Here is a 24,725-nt window from a genome sequence, read left to right as displayed (position 1 = left end):
TGAAACGATGTATGTATGAAGAACTTAAATTTATAAAAGAAGCAGTGAAAAAGGATCTGATATTCATATCAGATCCTTTTTCATTCGTAACATAGAATACTTGATTACTGTATCTGCTTAACTAGGCTTTAGAGACTGCCTGCTTTCCAGATGCTACAACATTAACCTCGCCATCTTTTTTGTTTTGGATGTTCGCTTTTCTTAGCTTGATAGACATGTGGAGGTAGCCCAAACACTGCGATTGGTAGTGTTGTTTATTTGTTAGCATCTTACAAATTGTGTTAATAATCGAAATAAGAAAGTACACATCACAGAATGGGATAATAAGAAAAATCCGGTTATCTTTTGTTTACATGGGTTAGGTGGCTCTAGTCTTACTTTTATAGAAGTGGCTGACAAACTAAAAGATGAGTATAGATTTGTTACATGTTTTGTGCAACTAACAAATCAGATGATGTTCACTATTGCTTTCAGTCCTGCTATAACGAATTTTACAATAGATAACAGAACGTATATTTGGTATAATCGAAACATACTACTTGAAACGCTGTACATAATGTATGAAATTCATGTAATAAGGTAAGGACTACATGACAATAACTAAATTTAAAAGTTCTAGTACATATAGGATTCAGTTCATGTTATACAAATCCATTGTCAGAAAGGAAAAGATGTAATGAATCAAATTTCATTTGAAGATTTATTTGAAGAAGAAAAAGAAAAGGTGGAGGTAGCTGAGGTATCTAAGATACCAGCTCCTTTATCGCCATTACAAAAAGATATTTTGGAATTAATTGATTCTGAAGAAATAAGTGCACTTGAGCTATGCGAACGATTAATACGATCTGGTAAAATACCCGATGAAAGATTCACTACGAATAAGCCGAAAGCATATGGACAAGTATGCTTAATATTAGAGGGTTTTGTTACGGAAGGGAAGCTTACTTTTATCAAAAATGATGAGAAAAGAGATAGGGTATATAAATTGAAAGAAGAAGTTTCTAACGGATAAGATGTACAGTGGGAAATGAATGATTGGTTCCCCGCCCCGTAACTTTTAATATCTACAAAAAGGGTGTCAATCTTGCTTAGATTGACACCTTTATACTTTTAACATCTTACATATTTACGTTTGAAACCAAGTCTTCCTCTATCAAGTTCTTTCTGAATACTTTCGTGAGCATTTAGCAAACTACTTTTTTGTTGTCACGTTTTACTTCAACTATACCAACTTCTTTTGCAGTCTCGACTGCCTTTTCGTGTAGTGGCACATATGAAATTGCCACAGTGTTTAGAAAATTATTCATAGAGGATTTTGCTCGTTATGGCGAATCATGAATTGTATTTTTCAACAGTTCAAGCATATCGGAAATTTTGCTTTCGGAAAATTCATTGTCTTTGTGATTCCCTAAAAGCCAGCAGTAGCAACTCCAGCCTGCAGACATTCTAAGCTCGTCCCCACTTGCAATCCATTTATCGGCAACGTCTTGTGCGATATTTGATTCTGATAAAGTTACTGCTACAACATAGTCGGATAGCATATAAAAATACGCCCCATCCATCCAACGATTAAAATCAGATTCATTCATAGCTTTTGGATCTGCAATAATGCCTGCAAAGTACATTGCATCGTAGTTACCTGTGGAATAAAGTTCCTCAGCTAACTATTGATTTAATTTTATTTTCTTAGCGATTGGTTTCATAGCGCCCGTAGTTACTCCAAAAACTGGCTCATGTGCACCGTTAGATATGTATATTTTTTTCGTTCTTTCCTTACCGAGGGATTCAAGCTCATGCATCACTGTTTTAAAATCCATAGCTGTGCACTTCCTTCCTTAATATAAAGACCCTTTTAATTGTAATTATCTAGTTTGTATTTTGTATCAAGTCTTCCATACTTCTCAAATTTAATACTAATTGTATTCAAGAGGCATGTTTACTTTCTATAGTTTCTCGACATGCGGTCTGATTTTTGAATAAAATGAATTGCATTTTATTGTAAATGAAGACAGAGCTAATTGAGAGAATGGTATAATATAGAAAAAGTGAGTGATAGGAATCATGAGTTTTAAAGTAGTCGATAAGTTATAAAATTAGTTCTGCAAGATAAGAATTAAAGGAGAAATACAATGGATAAGATTCAAATTGCGAAAAGAATTAGAGAGTCTATAAAGAGTGGTCAATTAAACACGTTAAGAGATTTACTTGAGAGAGAGCCGAAGATGTTGGAATATGTGACGCCATTTGGTACGTGGTTACATGTAGCGACAGCTCATGGACATTTAGAAATAATAGAGTACTTAGTCAATTCAGGGATAGATATTCATGCAAAGGGTGGTACTTTTTCTACAAATGTCCTTGAAAGAGCGGCTACAAAAGGATATTTACATATTGCAGAGTATCTCATTAAACATCATGTTGAAATGGATACAAGTGAATCGGATAGAAGTCCTCTGTTTGCTGCAATATATAGTAGTCATTTTGAAATTGTTAAATTGCTAGTTATGAATGGTATAGATATCACGATAAAATACTCCGGTAATAATATGAAAGATATGGATGCTTATACATTTGCTGTTGAAAGAGGAGAAATGAAAATTGCCGATTATTTAAAGCGTAATTTGAATGAGAAAGTATAATATTTTAATAATGGAGGACGCCATTGATGGAAGTACATGGAATGGTTTCAATTTGGTTAGGTAATATGAAAACGCAAGATCAGTTAGATACATACATGGATGTTACGTATGATGAAGAAGGAGACTCTATACCAGCAAGGTTTTTTGTTGATTTTAATATTGATATGATTGATGTAGATGAGGATTTTATTGAAAAGAAAGTGTTAGAAGAAGCGAGTGATGATATTTCTGTGTTATTAGCAGGATGTTCATATGATGATAAAATATTTTCTCGAATTAAGGAAGGAGTTAAATTAAATAAATCCTATAATTCTATTGTTTTAATTTATAATTTTCAGTATGACAATTCAGTTAGTTATTTTGAAGGCTTTGATTTTGTAACTGCTACAAGCTATCTATAGTTGTGAGAAGGTCACAAGTAAGGTAAGGAAGCTTTCTTAATCTATTTACACCTTAATAAACGTTTAGAAAATGGAGTGGAAAATATAATCCCAAACAATCAGTTAGCATATAAAGTTCAAGATTAGGATGGAAATAACTTACATTTATTTAATGAGTTATCATTTAATACAAATAAGTATGTGAGGTTGGTTACAAATGATAAAGAAATTTACTAGAGTAGTAGTAACGGCGGTGATGCCAATCGGTCTTATTGCGGGGTGTGGAACTGCTGAAAAAACTGAAGCAAAAGAGCCGAAAGCGGTACAAGCGGAGAAAAAGGATTATACGGATTACTCATATGGTAGCAAAGGTATATTAGTAAGTGGAAAAGCGAAAGAACGTCTACAATACGAGGTTGGGTATATGGATGATAACAAGTTAATTGGGATTGATGAAAATATTGAGGACTGTATTATTTTAGATAATAAAGATGAAGCTGGTTACATTTGGAAACAAATAGAGCGCGGATCTATTATTGAAGTGCAATATGGTAAGGACCGCAAAGACATCGTAGGGGTACAATTAGTAGGAGATCGTAAGCCATACGAAATTAGTGATAAGTTTGATCGAAATACGATAAATGAGATTGTTGGACAAGTTAAAGGTAATTTGTAATAGATATATTTCGCTAGTATATGATCTATTATCATGAAATGGCGAATCGCATACATAAAATTTGGAATCAACGGCATTTTTATATTAAAAATGCCGTTGATTTATGTTAAAAAGTAAATGATATTTTATCCCGCTATTTGTGGGAGTCGGGCTGCCCGTAAACGCCCGATTGGTGTAGGTTAATAATCAGTGGGGGGATGAGCAAAACCCCCACTGATCAAAGTTTCACTTTATAGCCTTGTAGAAAAACACGTATTAAAAAATACACAAATGAATTATTCTTCTTTTAGTTGTGATGATCGTCGTAAGGTCATTGCCCAGAATAAAAGAGCACAAGCACTAACAGATGCACCTAATATACAAACTCCGTTCCATCCGTAGCTTGCATAAATGTTTGTGGAAAGAATTGCACCTGTAGCACTGCCGATAGAATAAAAAATCATATAACTAGCAGTGAGCCGACTTCGCGCTTCAGGACGCACTGTGAAAAGTATACTTTGGTTCGTGACATGTACAGCTTGCACAGCTAAATCTAAAAGGATAACGCCGATAACTAGTAGGAATAGAGAATGGTTCATTAATTTAATTAGGAGCCATGAAAGTAATAATAAGGATAAGGCTATGCCAGTAGTTCTTTCTCCGAATCCGCGATCAGCGAGTTGTCCGGCCTTAGTGGCAGCTAATGCACCAGCAACTCCAGCAAGACCAAATGCTCCGATAGCTGTATGTGATAGATTATATGGTGCAGCACTTAGAGGTAAAACTAATGAAGTCCATAAAATACTGAAGGAAGTAAAAATAAGCAATGCTAATATTCCGCGAATACGTAAGATCCTTTCTTCTACAAATAATAAGAGAACAGAACGTAATAGTTTACGATAGGTCATAGCCGTTTTTTTATGTTCAAGATTAGGTAAATTACGATATAACAAACCAATTACGAAGAGCATAAGTACAGCAGAGGTAAGATAAACGGAACGCCATCCCGCTAGATCTGTTAATGTTCCGGCAAATGTACGTGCAAGTAGAATTCCTATTACGACACCACTCGTGACGAAACCTACTATTCGCCCACGGTCTTTTGGGTTAGCTAAAATGGATGCGTATGCGACGAGTGTCTGCGTAACAGTCGCAAGAATTCCGACGAAGGCCATACCTATAAAAAGTACGGTACTTGAAGGAGCGACTCCGACCACAATTAAAGCGAAAACGGATAAAAGCATTTGAACAATAATAAGTCTTTTTTGGTTTAATAAATCACCAAGTGGAACTAATAAAAGTAATCCGAGTGCATAACAAACTTGAGTAATCGTAATAACGACACCAATAGTTGAATGGTTGATCTTAAACTCATTTGATAAAGAATCAAGTAGAGGATGAGCGAAGTATATATTCGCCACAGCCATCCCGCAAGCTATTGAAAATAATAGAGTTATATAGCGAGGCATGATTGTATTGGTAGGTAATTGGAACTGATCATGATTCTGAGTAAGAGTAGTTGTCATTTTTTCTTTAGCATCCATAATAGCATCTCCTTTTGTTTTTTGAAAAATAACGTACCGAACGGTATATTATTTCGTAAGTAAAATATAAACAGGGAGAAGTTACTATGTCAAGTGAATTGTAAAGTAATTTCAGTTTCTTTTGACATATCATTTATAATTTTATACGATATATAATATACTGATTAGTACATAAAATCGTGATTTGTAATTTAGAAAACAGATGAAGAAAGAGGAGGGGTTAAATGGCTCGACTACGCGAATTTGATGAAGAAAAAGCTTTGGATGCTGCTATGCAACTTTTTTGGGAGAAAGGATACGCTGCTACTTCATTAAGTGATCTAACTGCTAAAATAGAAATACAAAGACCGAGTTTATATGCGGCATTTGGTGATAAAGAAGGGCTGTTTGAAGCTGCATTACGGAGATACACGAATTTACACGCAGCTAGCATTCGAACAAAACTTCAAAAAGAACAATCTGTCAAAGAATCAATTCGTATGTTTTTTGAAAATATGGTGGAAGAGGAATATAAAAGAGAATCAAATAAAGGCTGTTTTTGTATTAACACAATGGTTGAGATTGCCCCTCATAATGAAAAATTTGAAGTGTTGACTAGAGAACATCAAATGTATCTTTCAGTTATATTTCAAGAATTAATCGCCAAAGGTATTCAGTCTGGAGAACTGCAAAGTGATGTGAATGCTAAAGCATTAGCACAAACGCTAGTCACTTCATTAATTGGATTAACAGTGTTAATGAAATCTCGTCCAGAACGTTCAGTTATAGATAATTCGGTATGTATCATATTATCGTTACTAAAATAAATGTAACAGAATTGTATTTCAATCAACTATGTCGATTATAGACACTTTTATTTATAAACTTTCAACCTTAAAGCACTGAATTGTCTACGAAGGCAACAAGTGCTTTTTGTTTTCGGGTAAATATGAGCAGGTGAATCATAATGGCTGTCTGCAATGTATGAAGATTGTTGGAGACCTTTGTAATTAGACATCAGATAAGAGGGGAATGCAAACACTATATAACCCCCTTCAAAGCCCCTTATAAGCACCTACCAAGTAATAAATCACTAAGAAAAAACAAAAACAAAAACAAAAACAACTACAAGAACAAAAAAGCGCGAAAAAATAAAACCGGTGTAGTAGTAGTAAAAAAAATTGAAATTCGAATGCCAAAACCGTTACCTCATTCCTATATTTATATTGAAGGATTGGAATTTTCCTATTTGCTAGCAAAGAGTGGAGGGAAACTGATGGCGGTGTACCGTAATGTGCAGGTGAACTTTTGGCAAGATGAATTCATATTAGATTTAACGCCAGAAGAGCGTTATTTTTATATATATTTGTTAACTGGTACGAAAACGAAGCAATGTGGTATTTACATATTGCCAAAGCGTTTGGCAGAGCTTGAAACTGGTTACAGTATGGAGACTGTTGAGAAGTTATTGAACCGGTTTGTGGAATACGGGAAGATTTTATATGATGCGGAAACGAAAGAGTTATTCATAATAAATTGGCTACATTATAACCCTATTTTAAATACGAATGTAGAGAAGTGTGTGTTACGTGAGTTAAAGACTGTGAAAAGTAACGAGTTCATACATATGTTTTTACGTAAATGTCTTGAAGAAGAATACAAGATTCCATTATTACTACAGTATTTTGGTATGCCGAAAGAAGAGGGTTCACAAGCAGTTATTGAAGAGAAAGAAGATATGAAAGAGGTAGAAACGGTAGAAGAGGCTACTTCGCATAGTAAAGTTTATAAGTTTTACGAACAAAATATAAGTAGTCTATCTCCATATATCGTGAAGGAATTGAAGGAGTGGATACAAAAAGTTTCAGGAGAGACAGTATTAGAGGCGCTTAAAATCGCGTTTGAAAATAATAAGGGAACACTTGCTTATGTAAATGGGATTTTGAGGAATTGGTGTAAGAAAGGACGAGTAAGATTCAGTAAAGGAAAGGAAATAGTGCGTAAGAGAGAAGTGTTCAGTTTGTATGATCCATAGCATGAGCAAGTAATGATTTCTTCTTTTCTAAAAGGTTCTTTTACAATAGAAGCGAATAGATTGAGAGAGGAGGGATTGTATGGAAGTCGTTATAAAAAAGAAACGAAATAGGGGAAAAAGAATTTTCATTTGGTCTAGTAGTATCGTTCTTTTTTTGTTTATTTGCGTTATGATTTTTTTGAACATATATACGCTTAGTTCTATGCCAAAGATAGATGGAACGATAAAGCTAGAGGATTTACAACACGCTGTTACGGTGAAGCGGGATAGTAAAGGAGTACCGCATATTAAAGCGGGAAATGCACATGATTTATATTTTTCGCAAGGGTATGTACAAGCGCAAGATCGTTTGTTTCAAATGGATTTAAGTAGAAGGCAAGCTTCTGGTATGTTAAGTGAAGTTGTAGGGGAAGCAGCTGTTGATAGAGATAAGTTGTTTCGAACGCTCGGTTTACGGCGAGCGGCAGAAGCATCTGTTAGTCAATATGATGGGGAAGCGAAATATGCTTTACAGTCATTTGCTGATGGAGTGAACGCTTTTATATGTGAGGCAAAAGAGGAAAAGAAATTGCCGGTTGAGTTTACTTTATTAGGTTATGAACCTACTGAATGGTCAATGGTTGATTCTTTAACGATCGGAAAGTATATGGCGTTTGATTTAGGAGGACATTGGCATGGACAAGCATTTCGATATTGGGCGTTGAAAAATCTTCCGGAAAAGCAAGCAGCTGAACTATTTCCGGCTTATCCGAAAGATGCACCTAGATTACTAGCTGAACTGAAAAATACAAATGTAAATGTAGCACAAAGTTTTTCAAAGACGATCATTCCACCAGAGTTTAATGGGAGTAATAACTGGGTTGTGAGCGGTGAGAAGAGTGCATCTGGTAAGCCGATTTTAGCGGATGATCCTCATTTATCTCTCGCAACGCCGTCTATATGGTATCAAACTGAATTAGAAATGAAAGATATAAATGTGAGTGGAGTTATTTTCGCAGGCGTACCTGGTGTTATGCTAGGGCACAATAAGGAAATTGCATGGGGCGTTACGAATACAGGACCAGATGTACAAGATTTATACATTGAAAAGCGCAATCCTAATAATGAAAATGAATTTTTGTATAACGATAAGTGGGAAAAGGCTGCTGTTGTTGACGAATCTATTAAGGTAAAGGGCGGAAAAACAATCCCTTATAAAGTTACAATTACGAGGCACGGTCCAGTAATTTCAGAATTTGCGGATAAGGGTAAGGAGAAAACGAAAACAGTATTCGCTTTAAAGTGGACTGCTTTAGAGCCTTCAGCTGAATTAAGGGCAGTATTAAATATGAATAAAGCAAAAAACTGGAATGAGTTTGAAACAGCTCTTCAAGATTTTCACACACCGACTCAAAACTTTTTGTTTGCATCAAACGACGGAACCATTGCTTATAAAGCGAACGGAAATATACCAGTGCGTAAAAAAGGCGATGGTAGTTTGCCTGTACCTGGATGGACAGATGAATATGAATGGGAAGGGTATATTCCGTTTGATCAGCTTCCGAAAGTAATAAATCCAAAACAAGGGTTCATTTCAACTGCGAATAATAAAATTGTTGATGACGCTTATCCATACCATATTAGTAATACGTGGGCGCAGCCGTACAGACAAATGCGTATTCAAGAGTTTTTGCAAGAGAAGGATAAGTATACGGTAAAAGATTTAGAAGAGTTACAGATGGATCAAAAAAATTTATATGGGAAAGAGTTTGTTCCTATATTTTTGAATGAGTTAAATAAAACAAATTTATCAGAAGTAGAGAAAGAAGGAGTAAAAGAATTATCGAAGTGGAATTTTTACGATAGTAAGGATGAAGCAGCACCATTAATTTTTCATTTAGTAATGAAAGAGATTTCTAATACAGTATTTTCAAAAGAAATTCCGAAAGATGTGATGGAGTTATTTGAAGGTAAGCAACAAGTTGTCGATGAATTAATTCGTAAACAAGTAAATGGTGAAAATAGCACTTGGTTTTCAAAGTATGGTGGCTTCACGGAAGTTGTACATACGTCGTATGCAAATGTAATGAAGAAATTGCAGAAGGAGTATGGATCCGATGTTGGAGAATGGAAGTGGGGCGATTACCATCAACTTGCTTTTACACATCCAATTTCGAGATCATCTAGTATATTAGCACTACTCGCATTTAATCGTGAGAAACCAGTTCCAATTGGAGGAAGTCAAGTTACGGTTCAAGCAGCGAATTACGGAGATAACGGTATTGTAAATCACGGTGCTTCATGGAGATTTGTCATTGATACGAAAGATATGTCAAACGGTTATCATATAGTGGGGCCGGGACAGTCAGGACATTTTAGAAGCGATTGGTATCATGATCAAATAGATGATTGGGTGAATGGTGAGTATCATACGACTACACTTAATATGGAGGGAATAGAGGGGAAAGTGTTAACTTTACAGCCGAAGTGATAATATTTCCACTGATGAAAACTGTTAAATTAGAACATAACCCAGTTCTTAAATCATTTTAAAAGCCTACTATCAGTTAAATTGATAGTAGGCTTTTGTATTTTAGAGAATAAGATTCAATGATTTTATTATGACAAAACAGTAAGTGTTTTAACATTTACTTATACGATAACGGGCCTTATTTACTCTGTTACAAAAGAAACCACACAAAGCGTTCTTTTTCTTTGTTGCTCATTTTTATACACCGCATAACATTTTGTTATTCAATAATTCCAATTTCTAGAGCCTTTTGAACAGCTTCTTCTTTGTTACGGACTCCTAACTTTGTATAAGCTGTGGAAGCATAGTTTCTGACCGTACCATTCGATAAATATAACCTTGATGCTATGGTAGTGTATCGAAGTCCTTTTGCTACTAGCTGCAATATTTCTATCTCTCTAGCTGTTAGCTCATAAGCAGTTGCTTTTGATTGTGGTGTCTCGATTTGCTCATCAAACTTCTCAAATATTTTGTGAGACATTCCCTGATCAATCAGTGTCCCACCTTTGTGAATAAGTCGGATCGTATTAGCTAGCTCCAATGTTTCAATAGATTTGAGTAAAAAACCATCCGCACCGTTGCGAAGTGATTCCAACGCCTGTTCGGTATCCTGAAAAGTTGTAAAAATCAATACGCGGATATGTGGCCATTGTTGCTTAATCTTTTTGGTTGCTTCGACTCCATCCATGTGCTGCATATCTAAATCCATAAGTATAACGTGGGGTTGAAGGCGCCCACACAAATCGATGGCTTGATTGCCATCCTCAGCCAAACCGACTACATTTAAATCTTCATATCTATCGAGTAGTGTCCTCAAACTTTCCCGAACAAATGGCTGGTCGTCTACAATTAACAAACGAATAAGTCCATCTTTTATTTCAGTTTGTCGCGGTATGGTACATGTAACAAGCATTCCTTCCTCTGGCTTTGTATATACAGACAATTGACCTTGCAAATTCATTGCCCGTTCTTTCATCGCATTCATACCGAAGCCTTCCTGCCATTCTACATTTCCTTTTCCGTTATCTTGAACTTCTAACCTCGTATATTGTTGTTCAAACTGCAATGAAACTATAATTTCAGTCCCCTGACCATGACGTACTGCATTTGTAAGAGATAACGCTATCTTCGCTTGCCGAGACAATTGATATTCCTCTCCGTATGCCCGAAAACTTACAGTAACCTGAGCGTGCTCCTGAAATTCGGCTCCAAGATTTTGTAGAGATTGAATTAAGGAGGGCGATTGACACGGAGACTCCATTTGATGTAGGTAACCTCTCACGTCCTCGATGCTTTTACGTCCCATTTCAAGCAGAGAATCTAGCCTCTGTATACCCATTTCAGTAGCAAGTTCGGTGCGCAACGTTTCCATCCCCATAATAATAGAAGTATAAGCGTGACCAACTGTATCATGAAGCTCACCCGACAGTCTGTTTCGTTCCTCTGCCAGTGTTATGCGTTCAATCTGAGACATATATTGCTCAAGTACTGCGTTTTGTTTACGAATTGCTTCATTTTGCTTATGATTGACGATTAATAAATGAAAGGCGAATCCCATTACATAAGCGAATCCATAATAGGTGACCATAACCCAATAGCTATTACTTTGCGCAACCGCATAGAAAATTCCAGTTGTTATAAAAACTGTTGTTGGAGCTGTCCAATAATAGGACAAATGCTTACTATTTGCTGCGATAAGAAATACCGATATAAGAAAGATATTGTAAGCTTCTGGAAATAAAGAGGTTAAGAATATACATAGTCCACCATATAGCAATATTTCTGTGAATAAGTAATATTTATAATTGAATAGTAAGGCTACCCATGGAATAGAGAAGGCAATAATTTCCCAAATAATAATAATCCAAAGTGGTAATGTTAAACCATCCTGGAAATTTAATGTTGCTAGGAGGGTAGACACACTAACAAGTAGACGGATTCCTAACATAATCCAATCATACCAAAACCAATATTTAACCATATCAAACAATTTATTTACCCCCTAAGTAGCCTTCTTTCTCATTTCCTATATTATAGAATAATCCTTCTTACATTGTTATATTTTTAAGTTTAAACTGCCTACTATTCGTAGACTACAAACTTCTATCGATTTAGTTGCTGAATCATACTGCGTGTATAACCTCCAAATTTTTTCGTTAAACCATCTACTATTTTAATACTTATGGCGGTAAACACTATACCGATAGACATTACAAGGAGTGACTTGGGAAAAGTATCTATCTGTATGAAAATAATATTCATATCGATGTATCGATACAATAGTGGTGCTAACAGGAACATAAGTGGCATTACATAAAAAATGATTGCACTAATGAGACTGAAAATGCCAATCACAAATTTCTGCATTAACCAAAAGACAGCAGACCAGGTGTGGCGATCCGTAAGTCCTAATTTTACTTGCGCCCAGTCCGATGTATCCGTTGTTACACTTCTATCGTAAGATTCTGTCGAAATATCAGTATAAATTTTCGTTTGTATGCGCTCGAATTGGATAAAGGGTGTGGTAGTTTGTAGTACGCGTATAACTAATGGAATCCCAACTACCGTAAATGAAAGGGTGAAACTGAATAGCAGAGCTATTAGATAAAAACAAAAATAAAACAAACCTGTAATGAAAGTTAGTAATAAAAAATAACCATTCTGGATGAATCTTGATTTCATAAAGCTCATCGCTCCTATCTATGTAATAAACGAATTATATTGCTTTTTTTGTCATTCTCACTAGTGTAAAAGTGTCATATGACATCTCTAAATGATGCTAAAAAGGGGAGAGTAACCTACTTCTGGTTAAAAAAGATGCTTATATTAATCTCCATAAAACAATCCCGTTCTTGCAGATACAAGAACGGGATTGTTTTGTACTTTTATTTAATATGAGATGGACTTGTTTTTCGAATGTGAAAAATAATATCAAATTGCTCAAGCAATGAAGTATCAAAGTATAAAGAACCGTCCGGGAGGAGTTGTCCCCCTATACTTAGTAATGGCCTTTTTGCTTTAACCCATTTCTCTGCTTGTCCTTTAAGGTGACGGTTATCCAATAAAAACATTTTATATGGTACTTTTCCGAGGGTATAATTGAAACTATTTACATCTTGTGGAATCGTACCCGTTGTAATCTTACCTCCGGTGGAAGGATCATATTCGCTGTATAAGGTAAAATTCCCCTCCGTAGTTGTACTACCAATTGTGACATAATTATTGTCTAAACGTTCCTTCAAAAACTGCCCCGCAGCATAAGGGTATAATTCCTCATCGATAATTTCTTTAGCTATATGAATATTGTGTCCCCATACCATAGTTTTACCACCCAATGCCTCTTGTGCCCACATTGCATGATCGGCCAAGTATTGCTCATGTAGCTTTAACATACTTGGATAGTCGTTAGGAATTAGCATTGTGGTAAATTTCTCTATTGCACTTGCCGTTGCTTTCGCCCAGATGTACTCGGGTGAAACTATTTCTGTGTTGGCTTGCTTATTCTCATCTTTTAGTAATCGAGCTACTCTCTCAGCGTTTGCTTTGAACTTTTCTTTTATTTCAGGAGCAAGGTCCATATATTCCTGTGTACTTCCATTAAAAGCCGACAATTCTTTATAATTTTCTTCTACTTCTACCAGCAAATCTGGTCGATGCAGCCTTACATAATCAATTACTTTATTAAAGCAACCTTGGTCCAATTCCTTTAAGTCGAGCCCAATAAATTGGATCTTTTTTTTATTGGATGGATCAGCATTATAATCTTTCATCCACTCAATCATGGCTATAATTTCATCAGTAGGATATAACAAGTTTAAAAATTCCCTAGGGTTTCCTTTTCCTGTTTGGATATATTCATTTAGCTTTAAGCCGTTTCCCCAATCTTCTTCCATTGTGAAATTTGTAAAACCCATCTCAGTAACCAAATATTTCACAAGTCGAAACTTCATAGTGAAAATTTCAGAGCTTCCATGAGTATTTTCTCCTAATCCTACATATTGTGCACTCCCAATCATTTTCTTAAGTGGTTTTAAATCCTCAAATGGTTTTGACGGCTCTATCGTTTTTAATGGGTTAGCCTGTGATTGTATTGATTTAACTATATTTTTTTGGATAGATTGGCCTGAATTTTCGACTGCTACTGTTTGAGCCTTTCCTACTTCTCCACATCCTGTGACTAATAAAGCTGTACTAACCATTGCAATTATTCTTTTCTTATTCATTTTTTTCCACCTCAATTGAATTATTTTTAAAAGCGAGATTGATTCATGCACTTGCACGAATCAATTGCCTTAATTCAATTGTTATCTATCCCATATCATATTTTCTAGTTACATATTGTCATAAGGTTAATTGACACAGGTCATAGACTAATCATTACACTTTTGTACTATCGGCTATGACAACTTATAAATAATAATTACATTGATGAGTCGCAAGTAAGACTAGATTATAAATTTGGGAGGGATTTTAAAGATGAATTAATCTGTATGCCAAAATATTTTTATTCTAAGTTGTGTCTGTGGAAATGACAAGAAGTAAATTCGATAAACAAGTGAATTAAAGGGGAAGGGCGGATTACAATGATATTACACGCAAAATCGTTCCACAATAAAGATAAAATCCAACGTGCTAAAATAGGACTTCAACTCTTTCTGAGTATCTTAATCATTACTTCTATTATCCTAAATGTAGTAGTAATAATTACTAAAAGTATGCCGCTTATTGTGGTATATATGTTTACCCCAGCATTTTCTTCTATTTTGACTCGCATAATACTGAAAGAAGGGTTTAAAGATGTATCTTTTAGTCTCGGTAACTTAAAGATATGGAAGGGGATTGGTTTTGCTCTGCTAATACCTATGATTATTTGTGGAATTACTTATTCTATCGCCTGGTTGAGCGGAATTGCGGGGTTTCAGCATCCCGAAGGTGGTATGTTAGAACCAATCTACAATATACTTGGGCTTCAGTATCTAACGGCACCATTCAGTTTCATTTATCTAGTAGTATTGAGCGGCATTTTAGGAAGTTTGCTTAACTTAATCCCAGTTTTGGGAGAAGAAATGGGTTGGCGAGGTTATATGCTCACAAGGCTAGTCGATGCAGAGTTTTCACGGCCCATCCTTATTAGTGGATTGATTTGGGCAACGTGGCATGTTCCAATTGTTATTGCTGGTCTATATGTAGAGGGAACATCTGTCCTTCTTTCAGTACTTGGCATCTATTTTTGTATTGTGCCATTCAGTTATATTACAGCTTATTTACGACTTATCACAGGTAGCGTTTGGCCTTCGGTTATCATCCATACTACTTGGAATGCCATTATTCAAGGACCTTTCGCACGTGCAAGTACAGGATATCAAACTGAGATTTGGATTGGAGAATCTGGCTTGATAACTGCTCTTATTATCTTGATTACTGCAATAATTACGTCTCGAATAGTGAATTTTACCAAATATCATAATTAGGCGGATGTTATATACAAATATAATGGAGGTGTAATCATGAATATTCAAAGATATGAAAGTAATACGAATGAAGTAAATGTAAAAGTAATACAAACAAAAAGCGAATATAGATAAAAATTTTTTGATACATTTATGAGTATAAAAATTTATTTATGCGAAAAGATAGATGTGGTTAGATTATCAGAAAAAATTCAATAACTTCAATCGTGAAAAGATAAAAAAGGAGCGGAAATACGCTCCTTTTTTATTTACCTTACTATTTTTAGGAGGTTAGTATGAATAAGGTATGAATAAAGGATGAATAGCATTTTTATGGATGAAAATTCCACTCTTTTTTTTATGGAATATATGTGAAACGTTGTATAGAATAAGCAAGTATGTCAAAAATTATAGGGGGAAACTTGTGAAGAAAAGTAAGAGTTTAGTAAGTATTTTAGGAGTGTGTATCATGTTGTTTTCTTTTTGTTTCCAAGGAAATATACAGGCAGATGTAAATACTGTTCAATCTGGAAAAATAAAATCAGGAAACGTAACGGTATGGGAAGTAGGAAATGTAGCGAAAGTGTTAGCTGATGTAGAGCGCTTGAATTTAAATACGGTGAATGTACCGATTCAAGTTGATATTCCGAATGTGAATTCTGCTAACATGGTAATTAATCAGGCACAAAAGAAACAAGCTATTATTTTAATTCAAGAATTATTAAAGCGTAATATTCAAGTTATACTGGAGCCATTCCCATTTATTCAGCAAGGAAATATTGGAGAGACGGAATGGAACCCGAGTAATATTAACGATTTCTTCTGGAATTGGAAAACGGTTGTTTTACAAGATATTTTTAATTCCATTACAAGTAAGTACAATATTTATGGGCTGAAAATCGCTTCTAATTTCGTGAATATGGAATATGCAGAAGGATATTGGAATGATACAATCGATTTTGTTCGCCAGCAGTATAAAGGAAATGTTTTGTATCAAATGAACTGGTGGTTAACTGCAAGTTGGGATCCTTCTTTTGAGGCGAAATTTAACGAGAAAATAAATCGCCCGTATTTAAAAAAGGTCGACATCGTAAGTATTGATAGTTGGTTTGAAGTTTCAGGAAAAAGAAATCCATCATACGAAGAAGTAAAACAAAGTTTATTTGCGACGACAGTATATAATCGTGGCCAAAATGTCGTTCAGCAACTTGAGACATTACATAAAGCAACAGGAAAGCCAGTATATTTTGGTGGATTTAATGTACCAGCACGTGAACTTGGACTGCAAAATCCGTGGAACCCAGATATTACGAATGTGTTTTCAAAAGATGTACAACTTAACGGGTGGCGTGCTTACCGAGATGTATTAGAACCGAAGCCGTATTTTAAAGGTTTTTCAATTTGGTTTATTGGCTCTAATGATAGTAATCATTCATATCAAATACATAGTAAAGAAGCAGAGGCAGTTATTAATGGATGGTATCGAAAATAAATTTTATAAAATAGGTAAGTTTTAGAATCCATTACATATATTTTAGTGAAAGGCCTTTCACCATCTTATCACCTAGGGGGCAATCATAATGAAATTTTTGTCATACCTTACAGTAATTTTGGTGATTCTTGGCGGTTTGAATTGGTTGTTTGTAGCGTTAGATTATAATGTAGTTGAGAAATGGTTTGGTTCTATGCCGGCGCTTGTGGATACTATTTATTGGCTCTTTGGTCTTTCAGCTATTTATCAAATTTTTGATCGGTTCTTTACGAGTAAGTAGCTATTATACTTTATTACTAGAGTGTTAAGTACGATTATGTACTTAACACTTTTTTGTATGTTTATGAAATAAGCGTCAAATATTCCCCACCTATAATTTGTAAATAACCCATGAGATAATCTCCGTACATACTACATGTGGAGTTTTTTTAGGAATTTACAGTTATAACATCTCATATTTTGTTTATAATTGTAAATAGTTATTGAAATCTATAAATGTTATTTCTTTTTTAATAAATAAAAAATATAAAAAGGAAAAATAATGCAACTTTTTAACGCGCTTATTCGTGTTATATATGAAAGGAGGAGGGGGATGGAAATTGAAGAAATATATAAGGTTTATATAAACGATGTGTACCGGTATTTATTTTCCCTTTCTCGTAGCCATCACGTAGCGGAGGACTTGATGCAGGAGACTTTTTATCGGGCGTATCTTTATCTAGAAGACTATGAAAACCAAAAGGTAAAATCATGGCTTTTTAATGTGGCATATCATACGTTTATTGATTTTGTTAGGAAAGAGAAAAAAGTAGCTTTTGTAGGAACGGAGGAATTAGAGACAATACAAGCAGGTGAATCTACAGAAGAGTATGTAGTCGCAAAAAATAGTTACGAAAAGTTAATTCAGATTATTCACTCTTTACCACTGGTAGAGGCACAAGCTATTTTATTATATGACGTACATCAATTAACGTACGAAGAGGGTGCTTCTGTATTAGATTTAAAGTTAAACACGTATAAAAGTCACATATTTCGTGGGAGAAAGAGATTAAAAGAATTGTTAAAGGAGGAAAAGAGTCAAAATGACAAATGATAAACCTCATTCTGAACAAGATGATTATAAAGAATTGTTACAAGAAGCTCTTGATCAAAGACCGGCTTCACTTCCTGATGGAAAACAGGAGCAAGTGTTGAAAATAGGTAAAAAAAGAGCGCGTATTACGAATGTTTTGATTGTATTTACTTTTTTACTACTTATTCAACCTATTTTATATATATCTACACTCTTATATTATACAGTGGCACCTACAAACGCAATGGAGATACGGAATGTAGTAAATCAAACGTTAAGTGTAACAGAACCAAATGTATTTTTGAAAGATAGGGACATGGAGCAAACATTGCTACCGCTTAGTTTGCAATTGCATTTTGATTTGTATAAAAGGGTAGGAAAGAAAGATATTCGAATAGGAGAAGAGAAAACAGATTATGTATTAAGTAGAGCAACGAAAGTAAGCCGTGAATATACAACAGATGAAAAAATTCCAGAAGTCCCATATATAGATAACGAGGTGTTGTCTCATCCTAATAATTATAATGCGTCCTATAATAGTAGCGAAGAAGCGCAGGTATTAAAGGGTCTTCCGCAAGAATCTGTTGTAGAAGCATTTGTATCTTTTAGAGAATTATTAAGTGTACAAGAGGTAACGAATATGTTTCCTACTATTGATATTGTGTGGTATGCCGTTAATACAGGATTAGAGGAGAAGCAAACGAATGAAGAGGGTATGTATGTAGCCCCGATTGGCTTTCCAGCAGAAATGATTTCAAGTCCAAGTGGTGCTTTTGTAAGTGATTTACCTCATGAGGAACAATTTATTGATGTGTTAAAGTCATTACAGAAGCATGAAAATTTAGCAGTGAAGCTATCTAGAGCGAAAGTATTAGAGTTGTCAAAGCGTATTTCTTTCCTTGAAAAAAATGGGATAAAAACATACGGGGCAGTTGTAACTGGGCCTAAAGTAGAAGTTGAAAAATTGATGAGCCACGAAAAAGTTAGAAAATTGAAAGTAGGTGAAGCGAGGTTATGGAATTGGCATTCTTAAAAAAAGGAAAGAATCATATGTATAAACAGGAAACGTGGATGGGGACTATTTCATTAATTATTGCCTTTCTAGCGTTATTGTATTTGAACATTATATTGCTTATTCAAGAAACATTTATAGGTAAAAGTTTTCTGCAAATAGTTGGTATTGGAGTGGTGTGCTCAGTCATAGGTATGATCACAAAAAGCAAAAGTCGAAAATATGCATTGTGGGCATGTAGTTTATTTATTTTTATGCTGCTGTTTTCTATATTTGGATTTATGTTAGGTTGGATGATAAGCTTTGGGCCATAAATATGTGGAAAAGAGCGAATGTAGATTCGCTCTTTTTCTAATGTATAAAAAGTAAAATAGATAAGAGAAGAACCTATCAAATTTGAAAGGAGAGCACTATGCATCTAGGCTGTTGTTTTGTTGATATGTTTTCTGCTCACTTTATATAAAAAAATATTTGCACATGCAAGCGATTCCATTGCGTCTTACGCCGTAATAACGGAAAACAAATTGACCGTGTATTGTATATAGGTTATAATTCAGAAAGTTTAAAAAATAATAAAAATGAGAAATAGGGAGGTTATCTGGGTGATGGAGAGAGTGTATAATTTTTCAGCAGGACCATCTATACTCCCTTTGCCGGTTTTAGAGAAAGTGCAAAAGGAGCTTGTAAATTATAACGGGACAGGCATGTCTGTTATGGAAATGAGCCATAGATCTTCTTATTTCCAAAGTATTATTGATGAAGCCAGCAGCTTACTTCGTGAATTAATGAACATTCCTGATGATTATGAAGTTTTATTTTTACAAGGCGGTGCGTCATTACAATTTTCTATGATACCGTTAAATTTAATGAGTACGTATAAAAAAGCTGGGTACGTACTGACAGGTTCATGGTCTAAAAAGGCGCAGCAAGAAGCCGGAAAAGTAGGGGAAGTGCAAGTGATTGCTTCTTCTGAAAAAGAGAAATTTACTACGATTCCTAAAATGGATGATTTACCAAATGATGAAGAACTAGATTATATACATATTACAACAAATAATACAATTGAGGGGACAAAATATGTGGATATTCCACATGTAGAAAGAGTGCCGCTTGTTGCGGATATGTCCTCAAATATTTTATCAGAACAATATGATGTTACGAAGTTTGGTCTCATATATGCGGGTGCGCAAAAGAATTTAGGGCCAGCGGGTTTAACGATTGTAATTATAAAAAGAGATTTAATTGGCAGTGCAAGTAGTGCTTGTCCTACGATGCTAAACTATGAAACTTACAGTAAAAATAACTCCCTATATAATACACCGCCATCCTTTAGTATTTATGTGACGAAACTTGTACTAGAGTGGTTGAAAGAACAAGGCGGGGTATCTGCGATTGAAGAACAAAATAGAATGAAATCTTCACTTCTTTACAATTTTTTAGATGAATCTAAATTGTTTACTTCACCAGTTGATCCCACGTATCGATCACTTATGAATATTCCGTTTACAACACCGTCAGAAGAGCTTAACAATCAGTTTTTACAAAAAGCGAAAGAACGCGGTTTCGTTACGCTAAAGGGACATCGTTCAGTCGGCGGTATGCGCGCTAGCATTTACAATGCGATGCCAACCCAAGGTGTACAAGAATTAGTAGACTATATGAAGGAATTCGAGCTTGAGAATAGATAGGGAGATGGGGATATGTTTCGTGTTCAGACGTTAAATCAAATTGCGGAAAAGGGTTTGCAAATTTTTGATGGGAATCGCTATGAAATTGGAGACAAAGTAGGTCATCCAGATGGTATTTTACTTCGCAGCTATTCTTTACATCAAGAAGAATTTTCAGAAGATTTAAAGGCGATTGCAAGAGCTGGTGCCGGTGTAAATAATATTCCTGTTGAGCGTTGTACGGAAAAAGGGATTGTAGTATTTAATACGCCAGGGGCTAATGCGAATGCAGTGAAGGAACTTATTATCGCAAGTCTTATTATGTCTTCCCGTAATATTATAAATGGAGTGAGCTGGACGAAAGAGTTGGATGGAGAAGAAGTACCACAGCTTGTTGAAGCTGGGAAGAAGCAATTCGTTGGATCAGAGATAGCAGGGAAACGTCTAGGTGTTATCGGTCTTGGTGCAATCGGTGCTTTAGTTGCGAACGATGCGTTAGCTTTAGGAATGGACGTTGTCGGATACGACCCATATATATCTGTTGAAACAGCATGGCGTCTTTCTACGCAAGTGCAAAGAGCATTTAGTTTAGATGAAATTTTTGCAACTTGTGATTATATTACATTACACATTCCTCTTACGAACCAAACGAAGGGGATTGTTGGTGAACACGCTATAGAGACGATGAAAAAAGGAATGCGTCTATTCAATTTCTCAAGAGGAGAACTTGTAGATGAAACAGCTCTTCAAAAAGCGTTAGAAGAAGATATTATTACACATTACGTAACAGATTTCCCGAATGAAAATGTTATAAAGATGAAAAATGTAACAGCGACGCCTCACCTTGGTGCATCTACGTCTGAGTCTGAAGAAAATTGTGCGGTAATGGCAGCTCGTCAATTACGTGAATATTTAGAGACAGGAAATATTCGTAATTCAGTAAACTATCCGAACGTAGAACTTCCGTACATTGGAAAAAAACGAATTACGATTATGCATCAAAACGTTCCGAACATGGTAGGGCAAATTACAGGATGTTTAGCAGAACATCATATTAATATTGCGGATATGATTAATCGTAGTAAACATTCTTGGGCGTACACAATGATTGATATTGATAATGGTATTGATGATATAATTAAAGAGAATATTGTGGAAAATATAAGCAAAATTACAGGTGTTGTAGCCGTTCGAATGATTGTGTAAAGGAGAGAGGAACTTGGCAAATATCCGACCGTTTCGGGCCATCCGTCCAGTAGAAGAAAAAGCTGTGCAAGTGGCAGCTTTACCTTACGATGTATTAAATAGTGAAGAGGCAAGAGAAGTTGTAAAAGGGAATCCATATTCTTTCTTACATGTTGATAAAGCAGAAATTGATTTAGATCCAGCACTTTCACCGTATGATGATCGCGTATATGAAAAAGCGGGTGAAAATTTAAAGCAATTTATACAAGAAGAAGTGTTCGTTCAAGATGAAGAGCCAGCGCTTTATATTTATGAACTGACGATGCAAGGAAGAACGCAGTCAGGCCTTGTCGTTTGTACATCGATTGACGAGTATGAAGATGATACAATTAAAAAACATGAAAGAACGCGTCATGAAAAAGAACTAGATCGCATTCGTCACGTAGATGTGTGCGATGCAAATACGGGTCCTATCTTTTTAACTTATCGTACAAAAGAAGAAGTGAAACGTTTAATTGCAAGCTGGAAAGAAGAACATGCGCCAATTTATAAATTTACGGCAGAAGACGGAGTCGAGCATGTTGCGTGGAAGATTGCAGATGAAGAAGTGATTACGACTTTAGTAAATGCATTTGAAGATATCCCTAACTTGTACATTGCAGATGGACATCACCGCTCTGCATCAGCTGCAAAAGTAGGAGTTATGCGAAGAGAGCAATATCCGAATTACACAGGAGAAGAGGAATTCAATTTCTTCCTATCTGTTTTATTCCCTCATGATGAATTATCAATTTGGGACTATAACCGGGTTGTGAAAGATTTAAATGGCTTATCAGTAGAGCAATTTTTAAAGCAAGTTGCGCAATATTTTTATGTGGAAGAAGCAGGTGTTTCACCGTATAAACCAAATGAGCCAAAATCATTTGGCATGTATATAAACGAGAAGTGGTATAAGCTCACAGTGAAAGAGGAAACATTTGATGCGAATGATCTTGTTAGACGTTTAGATGTATCTATTTTACAAGATCATTTAGTAAGTCAGGTGCTTGAAATACATGATCCGCGCTCTGATTCACGCATTGATTTCGTCGGCGGAATCCGCGGATTAGAAGAACTAGAACGTCTTGTGAATAGCGGTGAATACAAAGCAGCGTTCGCGTTATATCCGACATCAATGGAAGATTTATTAACAATCGCAGACGCTGGAGAAGTAATGCCGCCGAAATCAACATGGTTTGAACCGAAACTTCGTAGTGGGTTGTTTGTACATTCGTTAAAATAAACTTCTTTAGTTTGAAAAACCGAAATGATTTTTAGTTTCGGTTTTTCTTATTTTAAAAGTGTTTTTGAGGAGGGGTATGGATGGAATTGCAAGTAGGGGAGAAAATCACTTTTGAGCGAACTTTTACGAAAGAGGATGTTGCGTTATTTACGGAAGTATCTAAAGATGAGGGCGTTCATCATGTTACACCAGATGAGCAGGGGAGATTTGTTGTACAAGGACTTTTAACAGCAACGCTGCCTACAAAAATGGGTGGTGATTATAACGTACTAGCTCGCAAAATGGATTTTGAATTTTTACGTCCTGTTTTTAGCGGTGATACGATTCGTTGTGACGTAACCATTGAACAATTTGAACCAGATGAAAAAAATCGCACAAAGATTATTGCGATGTTTATATGTAGGAATCAACTTGAAAAGGAAGTAATGAAGGGGAGTTTTTCGGGGATTATTCTTTAATCAGTAGGCAAAGGAAATGAAATAAGTGTGGGGGGAAACCCCACACTTATTTTATTCCACGCCACTTTCTAAAATAGAGAAAGATCTATTTTCACAATCAATTTCTGCCATCGCACCGTAAGGTAAAATAAACTTCGGTTCAGTATGCCCGAAATTTAAATTATAAAGAACTGGCAAATCTTCTAAGTTATATTCCCTCATAACTTTCAGTATTTCATGTTTATATTCTTCATAATACATTTCGTCTTTCGGTTTACCAAAAATGATTCCTTTTGCTTTTTGCAGAATGCCTTGCGCAGCATAGTTTCGTAACCAATACTTTATATAACTTGGTTCTGGATGATCTTCAGAGGTTTCAAAGAAAAGGATACTATTTTCCCAATACTTTTTCTCAGGCCAAAGCTCCGTTCCTTTTGCAAACTCCAGTACTTCAATACAACCACCAATTAAACGCCCTTGTACAGTGGTAGAGCCTTGAAGTAGCTCATATCCATTGTTTTGCTGCATCGTACGCCGTTGATCCTTATTCGCCTCTATCCATTCTAAACGCTCACTCGTCCATTCATGAGCTGGTTGAATCTCGCCAATATTCTCATTTGAAAAGAGAGTTCGATTCACCATTTCAATTGTATATGGATCCATCTCTACATTTTCGGCAAAATCGGTTAAAATTGCTGGACCGTAAAAAGAAGAAATTCCTGCTTTATGACAAAATAAATGTGAAACGGTAACGTCAGAGTACCCCATAAAAATTTTCGGGTTTTCACGTATCACATTAAAATCTATATAAGGAAGTAAACGGATGCTATCTTCTCCGCCAATATTCGCAATGATTGCTTTCACGCGCGTATCTTTAAATGCTGTCATTAAATCTTTCGCACGAGCCTCTGGGTTGTTATAAATGAATTCGCTACCTTTTAAACTATTTGGCATTGGGACAACCTTAAGACCGAAAACTTTTTCTAATCTTTTTACTCCTTGCTCATAACGCCATCTTAGCTCAGAATCACCTGATCCTCCCCACGAAGGGCTTACTGTTGCCACAATATCTCCCGACTGTAATCTTTTTGGTTTCATTAACATTTTAATTCCGCTCCTACATAATTTAATGGACTACGATTATACAAAATGTAGCATTGAAAAAATATGATGCATGACATTAGTTTCTTCATCATCAATCAGTTTACCTGCTGTTATGCAAGGATTTGGCATTCGTGTTGAATATAGGAATAATCGATTTAAATTTAAAAATTACAGTATGCAACATTGCATGAGAAAGATGGTTGCTATTCCTTATTGTCTGTAACTATAATAGTTACAGGTTGGTCGTATCCAATCGAAAAAATAAAATCATCATGAATGGAGA

General features: G+C 35.4%; 22 protein-coding genes and 3 pseudogenes. 19 read left to right on the top strand and 6 right to left on the bottom strand.

What is annotated here, in order from left to right:
• Positions 1-307 precede the first annotated feature (307 nt).
• Positions 308-427, top strand: a pseudogene (locus tag MHI07_RS14935) (alpha/beta fold hydrolase); the annotation flags it as partial.
• A 249-nt stretch (positions 428-676) separates the two neighbouring features.
• Entirely contained in the window at positions 677-1,012 is a 336-nt protein-coding gene (locus MHI07_RS14930) for a DUF3895 domain-containing protein (RefSeq protein WP_002161149.1), read from the top strand.
• Positions 1,013-1,110: 98 nt separating this feature from the next.
• Here the strand turns inward: MHI07_RS14930 and MHI07_RS14925 are convergent.
• Positions 1,111-1,817 (bottom strand): annotated as a pseudogene (locus MHI07_RS14925) (DNA alkylation repair protein).
• A 312-nt stretch (positions 1,818-2,129) separates the two neighbouring features.
• On the opposite strand from MHI07_RS14925, the gene MHI07_RS14915 reads away from it, so the two are divergent.
• The 4 genes and pseudogenes from MHI07_RS14915 to MHI07_RS14900 all read left to right on the top strand — a co-directional run bounded on the left by MHI07_RS14915 (position 2,130) and on the right by MHI07_RS14900 (position 3,695).
• Positions 2,130-2,639, top strand: coding sequence for an ankyrin repeat domain-containing protein (locus MHI07_RS14915; RefSeq protein WP_340824764.1), 510 nt, complete (start codon positions 2,130-2,132; stop codon positions 2,637-2,639).
• A gap of 26 nt (positions 2,640-2,665) precedes the next feature.
• Positions 2,666-3,040 carry an immunity 22 family protein gene (locus MHI07_RS14910; RefSeq protein ID WP_340824761.1) on the top strand — a complete coding sequence of 125 codons (375 nt, stop codon included), beginning with the start codon at positions 2,666-2,668 and terminating at the stop codon, positions 3,038-3,040.
• Positions 3,041-3,064: 24 nt separating this feature from the next.
• A pseudogene (locus MHI07_RS14905) lies at positions 3,065-3,256 on the top strand (hypothetical protein); the annotation flags it as partial.
• Complete coding sequence (locus MHI07_RS14900; protein WP_078181543.1) at positions 3,237-3,695, top strand: hypothetical protein; 459 nt, start codon at positions 3,237-3,239, stop codon at positions 3,693-3,695. The pseudogene MHI07_RS14905 and the gene MHI07_RS14900, both read left to right, overlap by 20 nt.
• Positions 3,696-3,970: 275 nt before the next feature.
• Here MHI07_RS14900 and MHI07_RS14895 read toward each other — a convergent pair whose 3' ends face one another.
• Entirely contained in the window at positions 3,971-5,218 is a 1,248-nt protein-coding gene (locus tag MHI07_RS14895) for an MFS transporter (protein WP_340824758.1), read from the bottom strand.
• Between the two features lie 224 nt (positions 5,219-5,442).
• On the opposite strand from MHI07_RS14895, the gene MHI07_RS14890 reads away from it, so the two are divergent.
• The 3 genes from MHI07_RS14890 (at position 5,443) to MHI07_RS14880 (ending at position 9,702) form a co-directional block, all read left to right on the top strand.
• On the top strand, positions 5,443-6,024 hold the full coding sequence (locus MHI07_RS14890; RefSeq protein WP_340824755.1) for a TetR/AcrR family transcriptional regulator: 582 nt from the start codon (positions 5,443-5,445) through the stop codon (positions 6,022-6,024).
• A 365-nt stretch (positions 6,025-6,389) separates the two neighbouring features.
• On the top strand, positions 6,390-7,232 hold the full coding sequence (locus MHI07_RS14885) for a DnaD domain-containing protein (RefSeq protein WP_340824752.1): 843 nt from the start codon (positions 6,390-6,392) through the stop codon (positions 7,230-7,232).
• A gap of 79 nt (positions 7,233-7,311) precedes the next feature.
• Positions 7,312-9,702 (top strand): penicillin acylase family protein, encoded by a 2,391-nt coding sequence (locus MHI07_RS14880; protein WP_340824749.1) that lies wholly within the window; start codon positions 7,312-7,314, stop codon positions 9,700-9,702.
• 259 nt (positions 9,703-9,961) lie between these two features.
• On the opposite strand, the gene MHI07_RS14875 is transcribed toward MHI07_RS14880, so the two are convergent.
• From MHI07_RS14875 to MHI07_RS14865, 3 genes are all read right to left on the bottom strand, one after another.
• A complete protein-coding gene (locus tag MHI07_RS14875; RefSeq protein WP_340824747.1) occupies positions 9,962-11,731 on the bottom strand; it encodes a hybrid sensor histidine kinase/response regulator transcription factor in 1,770 nt (589 codons plus the stop codon).
• A 113-nt stretch (positions 11,732-11,844) separates the two neighbouring features.
• A complete protein-coding gene (locus tag MHI07_RS14870) occupies positions 11,845-12,423 on the bottom strand; it encodes a sensor domain-containing protein (RefSeq protein ID WP_002084562.1) in 579 nt (192 codons plus the stop codon).
• 203 nt (positions 12,424-12,626) lie between these two features.
• Entirely contained in the window at positions 12,627-13,964 is a 1,338-nt protein-coding gene (locus MHI07_RS14865) for an erythromycin esterase family protein (RefSeq protein WP_215579027.1), read from the bottom strand.
• Positions 13,965-14,324: 360 nt separating this feature from the next.
• On the opposite strand from MHI07_RS14865, the gene MHI07_RS14860 reads away from it, so the two are divergent.
• From MHI07_RS14860 to MHI07_RS14815, 10 genes are all read left to right on the top strand, one after another.
• Positions 14,325-15,212 carry a CPBP family intramembrane glutamic endopeptidase gene (locus MHI07_RS14860; protein ID WP_070128741.1) on the top strand — a complete coding sequence of 296 codons (888 nt, stop codon included), beginning with the start codon at positions 14,325-14,327 and terminating at the stop codon, positions 15,210-15,212.
• Positions 15,213-15,615: 403 nt separating this feature from the next.
• On the top strand, positions 15,616-16,683 hold the full coding sequence (locus MHI07_RS14855; protein ID WP_340824737.1) for a glycoside hydrolase family 113: 1,068 nt from the start codon (positions 15,616-15,618) through the stop codon (positions 16,681-16,683).
• 88 nt (positions 16,684-16,771) lie between these two features.
• The gene (locus MHI07_RS14850) at positions 16,772-16,963 is read left to right on the top strand and encodes a DUF378 domain-containing protein (RefSeq protein WP_002084566.1); all 192 of its coding nucleotides are present in this window, start codon (positions 16,772-16,774) and stop codon (positions 16,961-16,963) included.
• A 312-nt stretch (positions 16,964-17,275) separates the two neighbouring features.
• Positions 17,276-17,776 carry a sigma-70 family RNA polymerase sigma factor gene (locus tag MHI07_RS14845; RefSeq protein ID WP_340824735.1) on the top strand — a complete coding sequence of 167 codons (501 nt, stop codon included), beginning with the start codon at positions 17,276-17,278 and terminating at the stop codon, positions 17,774-17,776.
• Complete coding sequence (locus tag MHI07_RS14840; RefSeq protein WP_002110720.1) at positions 17,766-18,788, top strand: anti-sigma factor; 1,023 nt, start codon at positions 17,766-17,768, stop codon at positions 18,786-18,788. Before MHI07_RS14845 ends, MHI07_RS14840 begins: the two co-directional genes overlap by 11 nt.
• Positions 18,770-19,081, top strand: a complete 312-nt coding sequence (locus tag MHI07_RS14835) for a hypothetical protein (protein ID WP_002110719.1) — start codon at positions 18,770-18,772, stop codon at positions 19,079-19,081. Before MHI07_RS14840 ends, MHI07_RS14835 begins: the two co-directional genes overlap by 19 nt.
• 291 nt (positions 19,082-19,372) lie before the next feature.
• Entirely contained in the window at positions 19,373-20,455 is a 1,083-nt protein-coding gene (gene serC, locus MHI07_RS14830) for a 3-phosphoserine/phosphohydroxythreonine transaminase (RefSeq protein WP_002110718.1), read from the top strand.
• A gap of 12 nt (positions 20,456-20,467) precedes the next feature.
• Positions 20,468-21,640, top strand: a complete 1,173-nt coding sequence (locus MHI07_RS14825; RefSeq protein ID WP_016105381.1) for a 3-phosphoglycerate dehydrogenase family protein — start codon at positions 20,468-20,470, stop codon at positions 21,638-21,640.
• 13 nt (positions 21,641-21,653) lie between these two features.
• A complete protein-coding gene (locus MHI07_RS14820) occupies positions 21,654-22,901 on the top strand; it encodes a DUF1015 domain-containing protein (RefSeq protein ID WP_340824732.1) in 1,248 nt (415 codons plus the stop codon).
• Positions 22,902-22,981: 80 nt separating this feature from the next.
• Positions 22,982-23,359, top strand: a complete 378-nt coding sequence (locus MHI07_RS14815) for an enoyl-CoA hydratase (RefSeq protein ID WP_078174928.1) — start codon at positions 22,982-22,984, stop codon at positions 23,357-23,359.
• Positions 23,360-23,410: 51 nt separating this feature from the next.
• Here the strand turns inward: MHI07_RS14815 and MHI07_RS14810 are convergent, their stop codons facing one another.
• A complete protein-coding gene (locus tag MHI07_RS14810) occupies positions 23,411-24,442 on the bottom strand; it encodes a S66 family peptidase (protein ID WP_340824728.1) in 1,032 nt (343 codons plus the stop codon).
• Positions 24,443-24,725: the final 283 nt, after the last annotated feature.

Source organism: Bacillus sp. FSL H8-0545 (assembly GCF_038006105.1).
GTDB lineage: Bacteria > Bacillota > Bacilli > Bacillales > Bacillaceae_G > Bacillus_A > Bacillus_A cereus_U.
This window is presented reverse-complemented; position numbering and strand designations above follow the sequence as displayed.

Excerpts from the sequence above, each read along its gene's own strand:
- MHI07_RS14865 (WP_215579027.1), bottom strand. The coding sequence starts at position 13,964 with ATGAATAAGAAAAGAATAATTGCAATGGTTAGTACAGCTTTATTAGTC.
- MHI07_RS14845 (WP_340824735.1), top strand. The coding sequence starts at position 17,276 with ATGGAAATTGAAGAAATATATAAGGTTTATATAAACGATGTGTACCGG.
- MHI07_RS14870 (WP_002084562.1), bottom strand. The coding sequence starts at position 12,423 with ATGAAATCAAGATTCATCCAGAATGGTTATTTTTTATTACTAACTTTC.
- MHI07_RS14840 (WP_002110720.1), top strand. The coding sequence starts at position 17,766 with ATGACAAATGATAAACCTCATTCTGAACAAGATGATTATAAAGAATTG.
- MHI07_RS14885 (WP_340824752.1), top strand. The coding sequence starts at position 6,390 with ATGCCAAAACCGTTACCTCATTCCTATATTTATATTGAAGGATTGGAA.
- MHI07_RS14930 (WP_002161149.1), top strand. The coding sequence starts at position 677 with ATGAATCAAATTTCATTTGAAGATTTATTTGAAGAAGAAAAAGAAAAG.
- MHI07_RS14825 (WP_016105381.1), top strand. The coding sequence starts at position 20,468 with ATGTTTCGTGTTCAGACGTTAAATCAAATTGCGGAAAAGGGTTTGCAA.
- MHI07_RS14810 (WP_340824728.1), bottom strand. The coding sequence starts at position 24,442 with ATGTTAATGAAACCAAAAAGATTACAGTCGGGAGATATTGTGGCAACA.
- MHI07_RS14895 (WP_340824758.1), bottom strand. The coding sequence starts at position 5,218 with ATGGATGCTAAAGAAAAAATGACAACTACTCTTACTCAGAATCATGAT.
- MHI07_RS14910 (WP_340824761.1), top strand. The coding sequence starts at position 2,666 with ATGGAAGTACATGGAATGGTTTCAATTTGGTTAGGTAATATGAAAACG.
- MHI07_RS14915 (WP_340824764.1), top strand. The coding sequence starts at position 2,130 with ATGGATAAGATTCAAATTGCGAAAAGAATTAGAGAGTCTATAAAGAGT.
- serC (WP_002110718.1), top strand. The coding sequence starts at position 19,373 with ATGGAGAGAGTGTATAATTTTTCAGCAGGACCATCTATACTCCCTTTG.
- MHI07_RS14900 (WP_078181543.1), top strand. The coding sequence starts at position 3,237 with ATGATAAAGAAATTTACTAGAGTAGTAGTAACGGCGGTGATGCCAATC.
- MHI07_RS14815 (WP_078174928.1), top strand. The coding sequence starts at position 22,982 with ATGGAATTGCAAGTAGGGGAGAAAATCACTTTTGAGCGAACTTTTACG.
- MHI07_RS14850 (WP_002084566.1), top strand. The coding sequence starts at position 16,772 with ATGAAATTTTTGTCATACCTTACAGTAATTTTGGTGATTCTTGGCGGT.
- MHI07_RS14880 (WP_340824749.1), top strand. The coding sequence starts at position 7,312 with ATGGAAGTCGTTATAAAAAAGAAACGAAATAGGGGAAAAAGAATTTTC.
- MHI07_RS14835 (WP_002110719.1), top strand. The coding sequence starts at position 18,770 with ATGGAATTGGCATTCTTAAAAAAAGGAAAGAATCATATGTATAAACAG.
- MHI07_RS14890 (WP_340824755.1), top strand. The coding sequence starts at position 5,443 with ATGGCTCGACTACGCGAATTTGATGAAGAAAAAGCTTTGGATGCTGCT.
- MHI07_RS14860 (WP_070128741.1), top strand. The coding sequence starts at position 14,325 with ATGATATTACACGCAAAATCGTTCCACAATAAAGATAAAATCCAACGT.